This is a genomic window from Salibaculum griseiflavum, from assembly GCF_003129565.1.
Taxonomy (GTDB): domain Bacteria; phylum Pseudomonadota; class Alphaproteobacteria; order Rhodobacterales; family Rhodobacteraceae; genus Salibaculum; species Salibaculum griseiflavum.
The window spans coordinates 253,324-261,211 of sequence record NZ_QETF01000004.1 but is presented as its reverse complement, the minus strand read 5'-3'; the positions used below and the strand labels follow the sequence as shown (position 1 = coordinate 261,211).

General features: G+C 65.1%; 12 protein-coding genes. 5 read left to right on the top strand and 7 right to left on the bottom strand.

Translation table 11 applies throughout. From position 1 onward, the window contains the following. The first annotated feature begins 141 nt into the window (after positions 1-141). Entirely contained in the window at positions 142-1,521 is a 1,380-nt protein-coding gene (rimO, locus tag DFK10_RS06040; RefSeq protein ID WP_109387625.1) for a 30S ribosomal protein S12 methylthiotransferase RimO, read from the top strand. A 240-nt stretch (positions 1,522-1,761) separates the two neighbouring features. Further along, positions 1,762-2,133, top strand: a complete 372-nt coding sequence (locus tag DFK10_RS06035; protein WP_109387623.1) for a thiol-disulfide oxidoreductase DCC family protein — start codon at positions 1,762-1,764, stop codon at positions 2,131-2,133. Here the strand turns inward: DFK10_RS06035 and DFK10_RS06030 are convergent. After that, positions 2,115-2,462 (bottom strand): YigZ family protein, encoded by a 348-nt coding sequence (locus DFK10_RS06030; RefSeq protein ID WP_109387663.1) that lies wholly within the window; start codon positions 2,460-2,462, stop codon positions 2,115-2,117. The genes DFK10_RS06035 and DFK10_RS06030 overlap by 19 nt on opposite strands. A gap of 92 nt (positions 2,463-2,554) precedes the next feature. On the opposite strand from DFK10_RS06030, the gene ppk2 reads away from it, so the two are divergent. Continuing rightward, entirely contained in the window at positions 2,555-3,472 is a 918-nt protein-coding gene (gene ppk2 / locus DFK10_RS06025; RefSeq protein ID WP_109387621.1) for a polyphosphate kinase 2, read from the top strand. 144 nt (positions 3,473-3,616) lie between these two features. Here the strand turns inward: ppk2 and DFK10_RS06020 are convergent, their stop codons facing one another. After that, positions 3,617-3,868 (bottom strand): DUF6455 family protein, encoded by a 252-nt coding sequence (locus DFK10_RS06020; protein ID WP_109387619.1) that lies wholly within the window; start codon positions 3,866-3,868, stop codon positions 3,617-3,619. 131 nt (positions 3,869-3,999) lie between these two features. Between DFK10_RS06020 and trhA the strand changes: the two genes are divergently transcribed. Next, positions 4,000-4,665 (top strand): PAQR family membrane homeostasis protein TrhA, encoded by a 666-nt coding sequence (gene trhA, locus DFK10_RS06015; protein WP_235866772.1) that lies wholly within the window; start codon positions 4,000-4,002, stop codon positions 4,663-4,665. Here trhA and DFK10_RS06010 read toward each other — a convergent pair. Beyond that, positions 4,662-5,393, bottom strand: coding sequence for a M48 family metallopeptidase (locus tag DFK10_RS06010; RefSeq protein ID WP_408005573.1), 732 nt, complete (start codon positions 5,391-5,393; stop codon positions 4,662-4,664). The two genes, trhA and DFK10_RS06010, sit on opposite strands and share 4 nt — an antisense overlap. 134 nt (positions 5,394-5,527) lie before the next feature. Between DFK10_RS06010 and DFK10_RS06005 the strand changes: the two genes are divergently transcribed. Continuing rightward, a complete protein-coding gene (locus tag DFK10_RS06005; protein WP_109387615.1) occupies positions 5,528-5,779 on the top strand; it encodes a hypothetical protein in 252 nt (83 codons plus the stop codon). Here DFK10_RS06005 and DFK10_RS06000 read toward each other — a convergent pair. From DFK10_RS06000 to mce, 4 genes are all read right to left on the bottom strand, one after another. Continuing rightward, complete coding sequence (locus DFK10_RS06000) at positions 5,776-6,471, bottom strand: EI24 domain-containing protein (RefSeq protein WP_109387613.1); 696 nt, start codon at positions 6,469-6,471, stop codon at positions 5,776-5,778. The two genes, DFK10_RS06005 and DFK10_RS06000, sit on opposite strands and share 4 nt — an antisense overlap. Beyond that, positions 6,468-7,043 carry a nitroreductase family protein gene (locus tag DFK10_RS05995; RefSeq protein WP_109387611.1) on the bottom strand — a complete coding sequence of 192 codons (576 nt, stop codon included), beginning with the start codon at positions 7,041-7,043 and terminating at the stop codon, positions 6,468-6,470. The genes DFK10_RS06000 and DFK10_RS05995 overlap by 4 nt, the downstream gene beginning before the upstream one ends. 124 nt (positions 7,044-7,167) lie before the next feature. Beyond that, positions 7,168-7,449, bottom strand: coding sequence for a DUF1467 family protein (locus tag DFK10_RS05990; RefSeq protein ID WP_109387609.1), 282 nt, complete (start codon positions 7,447-7,449; stop codon positions 7,168-7,170). Next, positions 7,449-7,853, bottom strand: a complete 405-nt coding sequence (gene mce, locus DFK10_RS05985) for a methylmalonyl-CoA epimerase (protein WP_109387607.1) — start codon at positions 7,851-7,853, stop codon at positions 7,449-7,451. Before mce ends, DFK10_RS05990 begins: the two co-directional genes overlap by 1 nt. Positions 7,854-7,888: the final 35 nt, after the last annotated feature.

Here is a 7,888-nt window from a genome sequence, read left to right as displayed (position 1 = left end):
CCCCCCCCCGCCCTAATGACACGCGCACCGCCGCCGGGCCCGATGCGTCACCCCGCCAATGGCTGAATGAAAGCGCGCGGAAGCGCTCAATTCGGTCACGCCCCCTTCCCGAAATCACCGTCCCGCGCTAAGGCACATCCCATGTCCCAGAACCCGCCCGACCTGCGCCCCGATCTCGCCCGTGCCCGCATCACGGAAACCGCTCGCCCCGGCCAGCCGACCATCGGAATGGTCTCGCTCGGCTGCCCCAAGGCGCTGGTGGACAGCGAACGCATCCTCACCCGGCTGCGGGCCGAGGGCTACGCGATCTCGCCCGATTACGCGGGGGCCGATGCGGTGATCGTGAACACCTGCGGGTTCCTCGACAGCGCCAAGGCCGAAAGCCTCGACGCCATCGGCGAGGCGTTGACAGAAAACGGCAAGGTCATCGTCACCGGCTGCCTGGGGGCAGAACCCGACTATATCCGCGACCACCACCCCCGCATCCTCGCCGTGACCGGGCCGCACCAATACGAACAGGTGCTCGATGCCGTTCACGGGGCGGTCCCGCCCGATCCCGACCCCTATATCGACCTGCTGCCCGCCAGCGGCGTCAGCCTGACACCCCGCCATTACAGCTATCTCAAGATTTCCGAGGGCTGTAACCACAAATGCAAGTTCTGCATCATCCCCGACATGCGCGGGCGGCTCGCCTCTCGCCCGCATAAGGCGGTGCTGCGCGAGGCGGAAAAGCTGGTCGAAAATGGTGTGCGGGAACTGCTGGTGATCAGCCAGGACACCTCGGCCTATGGCACGGACTGGAGCCGCGAGGACCGGGCGGGCACAGAGCAACCCATCACCCGGCTGGCCCGCGACCTTGGGTCCTTGGGCGCCTGGGTGCGCCTGCACTACATCTACCCCTACCCCCATGTGCGCGAACTGATCCCGCTCATGGCCGATGGCATGATCCTCCCCTATCTCGACGTGCCGTTCCAGCACGCCCACCCGGACACGCTGCGCCGCATGGCCCGCCCGGCCCATGCCGAAAAGACCCTCGACCGCATCGCCGAATGGCGCGGCATCTGCCCCGATATCACCCTGCGCTCGACCTTCATCGTCGGCTATCCGGGCGAGACCGAGGCCGAGTTCCAACACCTGCTGGACTGGATGGACGAGGCACAACTGGATCGCGTCGGCTGCTTCCAATACGAAAACGTCGACGGCGCCCGCAGCAACGCCCTGCCCGACCACGTGCCCGAGGAAGTCAAACAGGACCGCTGGGACAGGTTCATGGCCAAAGCCCAGGCGATTTCCGCGGCCAAGCTTGCCGCCAAGGTCGGCCAGGTCATGGACGTGATCGTGGACGATATCGACGAAGACGGCATCGCCACCTGCCGCACCAAGGCCGACGCGCCCGAGATCGACGGGAACCTGTTCATTGACGAGGGGACGGAAGGGCTGTCGGTTGGGGAGATCGTGCGCGTCGAGGTGGACGAGGCGGGGGAGTATGATTTGTGGGGGTGTTTGGCGAAAAGTGATTGATCCGGGGGATCAATCGCCGCCAAACACAAAAGGTGCGTTGCACCGGTTCTCCCGATGGATGCGAGCCAGGCACTTACAGTTTGAACGGCACACCCGTTCCAAGCCGCCCATCGCCGGCTCGCGCGAGCCGCTTGAGGGCGTAGTTGTGATGATCGGCGACTTTCGGCTATGCCTTCGTTCCGGTAGATGTGAGTCCTGATCGCAACTTGCCCGACCGCACCACCCAGCTACCTCCTCCACATGACCAAGCTCCTCCACAACGACACCTGCCCGATCTGCTCGCGCGAGGTTGCGGCCTATGCGCGGCAGGCCGAGCGTGCGGGCGTGGCGTTGGAGATCGACGGGCTGGACGCCGCCGCCGACTGGGGGCTGGACCGGGACGCCGCCGCCCGCACCTTTCGCGTGCAGCAGAACGGGCGCATCGTCGAAGGGCTGGACGCGTTTCGCCTCCTCTGGGCACGGCTGCCCGGCTGGCGCTGGCTTGCCCGGCTGACCGGGTTGCCCGGCATCCACTGGCTGGCCGACCGGGGCTATCGTCACATCGCGGCCCCGGCACTATTCGCCCTGCACAGGCGCCGGGAACGCCGCGCGGCTCAGAGGTCGTCCAGGTAAACCCGCACCGCCTCCTGCACGTGCCTGAACCTGTCGCCGCCCAGGTGCTTGCCGCCGAACCAGCGGGTGACGCAGACGAGGTGCCCCTCCACCCCCTCGCGTTCCAGCATCCGGACGATCACCATGCCCGCCCCGGCCTCGCCGTCATCGTTCTTGAGTGGCCCCTCTGGCAGCAGTACGGCCCATGTATTATGCGTCGCCTTGGCGAATTTCTTCTTGCGGCACAGCGCCTTGATGAACGCCTTGGCGTCTTCGGCCGACCCGACCGGCCCGCCGGACACCGCGTATTTCGACCCCCGGTCGCTGATGACATTCTCGATGATGCGCATGGTCCGGACAATGCACAGGACTTGCGCCATATCAAGGCACCGCATGGCGGACCCGTATAGACTATGCAACATCAATACGGACAGGAGACACCATGACGGACACCGCTGCACCCGCCAAGCAAAACCCCGCGCCCAAGGCCCGGACCAATACCGCAAAGCCGGCCGCGCAACCGGCGGAAAAACCCGCAGACAGTCGCACCCTGCTGCCCAAGCTGGGCCGCAAACCCTACGAAGAGGAAAAAGCGAAACTGCAGGCGGAACTGCTCAAGGTGCAGCTCTGGGCGCAGGAGACCGGGCAGAAATTCGTCCTGCTTTTCGAGGGCCGGGATGCCGCCGGCAAGGGCGGCACGATCAAGCGCTTCACCGAGCACCTGAACCCGCGCCAGGCCCGCGTCGTCGCGCTCAACAAGCCAACATGGGAAGAAAAGGGCCAGTGGTATTTCCAGCGCTACATCACCGAACTGCCCACGGTTGGCGAAATGGTCTTCTACGACCGCAGCTGGTACAATCGCGCCGGCGTTGAACGGGTCATGGGCTTCTGCGAGCCCAATGAATACCTCGAATTCATGCGCCAGACCCCGGAATTCGAACGCATGCTCGTGCGCTCGGGCATCCGGCTCTACAAATACTGGTTCTCGGTGACGCAGGGCGAACAGCAACGCCGCTTCAAATCGCGCGAAACCGATCCCCTGAAACAGTGGAAATTGTCGCCCATCGACAAGGCGAGCCTGGACAAGTGGGACGACTATACCGAGGCGAAAGAGGCGATGTTCTTCTACACCGACACCGCCGACGCGCCATGGACCGTGGTAAAATCGAACGACAAGAAACGCGCCCGCATCAACTGCATGCGCCATTTCCTGTCGACGCTGGATTACCCGGACAAGGACCCCGAGATCGCCCGTCCGCCCGAACCGGAAATCGTCGGCCCCGCGGCCAAGGTCATCCACCGCACCGACCATATCCTCGGAAAATCCCTGCACCCCGAGACACGCCACGTCCAGGGCTGACAGGAACGCCGCCGGCTTTCGCGCCGGCGGCTCTCTCATCTCGCCAAAAATACTCGATTCCGCCCTTGCAACCGGCCCGTCGCCGGGTCGGCGTTGCACGCCACCGATTTCAGCGAAAAAAGCGTGCGGAAGCACACCGCGAGGTTACTCGGCCAGTGCGGACAGTTTGTCTTGATTGACGCAATAGCCAGGGCCGGTCGCAAGCGACGCGTGACTGTCGAGAAGTTTCCGACACGCGCCGGGCTGCGTGCAGGACCGGCAGGCCGTGACCATCTCCGCATAGTCCGGTGCACTGAGACGCCCGTCTTTCATCGCCTGGCCCAGGTCCACGCCCCGGGCGCGCGCCATGCCCAGCATCAACCAGTAGTGTTCGCGCGTATCGCCCAGCTTCGTCATCGGTCATCTCCCCTCAAGTCATGCCCGAAAAGAGTGCCGCGCACAGGCCGCCCCTGCCTTGCGCCAGATCAAACCGGCAGGGCCACGCCGATCCATCCCGGTTGACGCAACGTCTGCTGTGACGGGTGGCGATGAATCGCTATCTTTACATCATGTCTGACCGCGCCCACAGCCGAGCCGAAGTGATTGCCGACGCAACCTTGCATGCGTTCGGCATCGGCTTTGCCGTGACCGGCACCGCGCTCCTGCTGGCATTCGCCAGCGCCCACGTGGATGGCGGCACGCTGACGGGGCTGGCGATCTATGGCGGGGCGCTCATCGCGTCCTTCGTCGTTTCGGCCTTTTATCACCTGGCCCCGTGGGACGCCTTGCGCGACACGTTGCGCCGGATCGATCAGGCGGCGATCTACTTCAAGATCGCCGGCACCTATACCCCCTTCGCCATCTTCATCGGCACAGGTTTCGCCTATGGCGTGCTGACGCTTGTCTGGGTGCTGGCCAGTATCGGCGCGGTCGTCAAACTGGCCCTGCGCAAGCGGCCGGGGAAATGGGCGGCGGTGATGTATCTTGTGCTGGGCTGGATGAGCCTGCTTCTGGCCTGGCCTCTGGTGCAACTTCTGCCGGTGGCAGCCTCGGTTCTGATCCTGGCCGGCGGCATCACCTATTCGGTCGGCGTGACCCTTTTCTACTGGGCCGAGCTACGCTTTGCCAACGCGATCTGGCATGGCCATGTTCTGGCCGCCTCGGCCTGTTTCTTCATCGCGATCTCCATTGGCGCCTTCGCCCTGCCGGGTTAAAGCCCCGCGGCCACCTGTTGGACCGCCGCGATCCGGTCGGCATTGGCCGGATGGGTGCCAAGGAACCTGTCGCCGGGATCGGGCACGCGAAAGAAGAACGCCGCCCCGCGCAACGGGTCGAACCCGGCCTTGGCCGCAACGATTGCGCCCAGCCTGTCCGCCTCCAGTTCGAATTCCTTGGAATAGCTGCGCGCGCCCAGCGCGGCGCCGAATTCCTGTGCCACGCCGACATCGCTGCCCGTGGCCCCGGCAAGCTGGCCGAAGACGATGGCGCCGAGTGTCGCGTTGCGCTGCTGGCGTTCGATATGGCCGGCGATATGGTGGGCGGCCTCGTGGGCCATGACGAAGGCCAGCTCGTCGCGATTGCGGGCATCGGCGATCAGCGCCACGGTAAACCCGATGACGGGGCGGCCCGTCCGGTCGATGGTCTGGAAGGCATTGGCGGGCTGGTCGATCCGGTCGTCCACCACGATCAGGAAATCGCAATTGCGCCCGGGCGTCACGCGACGGCACTCCGCTTCGGCCACGGGTTCGACCCGGTCGATCACCTCGACAAAGGCACGCTGGATGGCGCGGGGATTGCGCGGGATCTCGAACGCGACCTCCGAGGCGGCGACCGGCTGCGGCGCGGGCGCCTGGGCTGGGGGTGTCGGAGCAGGAGACAGCGGCGGCATGCTGCAGCCCGCAAGCACCAGCCCCGCCAATATCATCAGCGCTCTTACCCTCATGGCCATCTCACTCCGCTGTTGATCCCATTCAACAAATCTAGCATTCGGCCGCGTCCGCGCCAGACCCGGTTGCCTTGACATCGCGGCCATGGGCGAAACACTGCCCTTGCACGCGCCAACCGAAGGAGCCGCAGATGTTCACCATCGAACACGATTTCGACGCCACGGTCGTCACCCTTGTGGACGAGGGCGCAAGCCACCTGCAAGAGGATGTGACGATCAACGCGTTCGACGATTGCGTGACCGTCGAACAGTTCGACGCCCGCCGGGACGAGGTGATGCGCATCACGCTGTCTCTGGCGCAATTGCGCGACTTGGCCATGGCGCTGGACCTGCCCGAAGGCGTCTATCGTATCCAGAAGGACACGACCCCGGACAAGACCTAGCGCGCGGTGCCCGCCAGCCGGTGATAGAGGTGGGTGAAGGTTGCCGCGCCCAGGATCGGGATGAACAGGTTCATGATCGGGATGGTCAGCGGCAGCGCCATCAGCACCCCCGCCAACCAGATTTCCGGCAGGTTGGCCTTGCGCATGGCATCCGCCCCGGCGCGGCCCTCGCGGCGCATGGCGGCCACGGTGAAGTATTCGCGGCCCAGCAGGAAGCCGTTGAGACCGTAGAAGATGAACGGCGCGGCAAAGGGCAGCATCACATAGGCCACGATCGCAAGCAGGTTGGCCCCGATCAGGACGCCCAGGAAATTGACCGTGTCGCGGAACGCGTCCCACAGGCTCTGCTTGCCCAGCGGCGGCAGGTGGGGATAGTGGCGGTCCTCGACCGCCTGCGCCACGTCGTCGAGAAACATCGAGGTGATGGCCGAGGCAACCGGGATCATCAGGAACACCGACAGGAACAGCATGAAGAAAGCGCTGCCCCATGTGAGCAGGTCGCCGATCCAGGTGACCGGCCCGATGCCGGGGATCGAGACCGAACCGGGGTCCAGCATGTCGACCAGTTGCAGCAGCCCCGCATAGGCCGCCACCAACAGCGCCAGGGTCAGCCCCACGCCCCACCACAGCACCCGCCGAAACCGCGGATCACCGATCTGGCCCAGGGCCTTGGCGAAATCCGAGAAAATCATTCCAGGAACGTCACTTTCTGCGACAGGTCCGGACGGGGACGCTCGGGCGGGGCGTTGGTCTCGGTGCCGATATGGACGAGGCCGACCACCCGTTCCGTGGGGGTCAGGTTCAGATAGGTCTCCACGAAGGTCCGGTCATGGACCGGCCAGCCGGTCAGCCAGTTCGCTCCCCAGCCCGCCGCGAGCGCCGCATTCAGCAGCGCAAGGCAGGCCGCGCCCGCCGAATAGGTCTGTTCCACCGGCGGGATCTTGTCGGACAGGACCGGGCTTTCGATGACCGCCACGGCCAGATCGCCATCGCGGAATTGCGCCACACCCTTTTCCAGCTGTTCCTCGGGCAGGCCGATGGCGGCGTGCCGGTGCGGAATGACCTCGGCCAGCCGCTGCAGCACGGCACGGTCCAGCACGATGAACCGCCAGGGTTCCAGCTTGCCATGATCCGGAGTGCGCGCCGCCGCGGTCAGCATCTCGTCCAGTTCGAGCCTGTTCGGCACCGGGGTGGTGAGCGTCTTGGCCGGGCGCGAGCGGCGGGTCAGCAGGAATTCAAGCGCGGCCTGATTGCGGGGCGGCATTGGCGGTGTCCTTCGGTCTGTTCCGGAGCCGAGATAGGTGCTTTCGGCGCCGGATGCCAGTGCATGGCGTTCCCCTATGCGGCCCCCGCAAAGGCAAGACTGCCGTCCCGTGCGAAAACCGGCCCTACTGTTGGCGGGTATCGCCCAGACGGCCGGCCCAGTCATAATCGCTGACCGTGATCAGTCCGGACCAGATCACGCTGGCCAGGATCGCCCAGATGATCAGCGCCCAGATCGTCGTGATCTTCGCCTTTTTCTTGAGCTGGGGATCAGCGGGGGCACTTTTGTGCGTGCCGGGCACGACGTCGCCCGCCTCGCCCTGGGTGGTCAGGCGAAGGGGCAGGACCACGAAAAAGACCATGAACCAGACCACGGCCAACAGCACCAGGGCAGAGGTAATACCCATCAGACCTGCTCCAGTTCCGTGAGGGTGCCGTTCATGTCCTTGGGGTGCAGGAACAGCACGGGCTTGCCGTGAGCACCGATCTTGGGTTCGCCATTGCCCAGAACCCGCAGGCCGGCCTCTTTCAACTTGTCGCGGGCGGCAATGATATCCTCGACCTCGTAGCAGACATGATGAATGCCGCCCGCGGGGTTCTTTTCGAGGAACCCGGCGATGGGGCTGTCCTCGCCCAGCGGATAGAGCAGTTCGATCTTGGTGTTGGGGAGTTCGATGAAAACGACCGTGACGCCGTGATCCGGCTCGTCCTGCGGCGCGCCCACCTTGGCGCCCAGCGCATCACGGTATTGCGCGGAAGCGGCCTCCAGGTCGGGCACGGCAATGGCCACGTGGTTCAAGCGTCCGATCATTCTCGCCTCCTGTCCGGGGTTTGACTCTATATGGG

Coding starts and splice junctions, on each gene's coding strand:
- mce (WP_109387607.1), bottom strand. CDS start 7,853: ATGATCGGACGCTTGAACCACGTGGCCATTGCCGTGCCCGACCTGGAG.
- DFK10_RS06010 (WP_408005573.1), bottom strand. CDS start 5,393: ATGAGGGTAAGAGCGCTGATGATATTGGCGGGGCTGGTGCTTGCGGGC.
- ppk2 (WP_109387621.1), top strand. CDS start 2,555: ATGACGGACACCGCTGCACCCGCCAAGCAAAACCCCGCGCCCAAGGCC.
- DFK10_RS05990 (WP_109387609.1), bottom strand. CDS start 7,449: ATGGGTATTACCTCTGCCCTGGTGCTGTTGGCCGTGGTCTGGTTCATG.
- DFK10_RS05995 (WP_109387611.1), bottom strand. CDS start 7,043: ATGCCGCCCCGCAATCAGGCCGCGCTTGAATTCCTGCTGACCCGCCGC.
- DFK10_RS06005 (WP_109387615.1), top strand. CDS start 5,528: ATGTTCACCATCGAACACGATTTCGACGCCACGGTCGTCACCCTTGTG.
- trhA (WP_235866772.1), top strand. CDS start 4,000: ATGAATCGCTATCTTTACATCATGTCTGACCGCGCCCACAGCCGAGCC.
- DFK10_RS06020 (WP_109387619.1), bottom strand. CDS start 3,868: ATGACGAAGCTGGGCGATACGCGCGAACACTACTGGTTGATGCTGGGC.
- DFK10_RS06030 (WP_109387663.1), bottom strand. CDS start 2,462: ATGCGCATCATCGAGAATGTCATCAGCGACCGGGGGTCGAAATACGCG.
- DFK10_RS06000 (WP_109387613.1), bottom strand. CDS start 6,471: ATGATTTTCTCGGATTTCGCCAAGGCCCTGGGCCAGATCGGTGATCCG.
- DFK10_RS06035 (WP_109387623.1), top strand. CDS start 1,762: ATGACCAAGCTCCTCCACAACGACACCTGCCCGATCTGCTCGCGCGAG.
- rimO (WP_109387625.1), top strand. CDS start 142: ATGTCCCAGAACCCGCCCGACCTGCGCCCCGATCTCGCCCGTGCCCGC.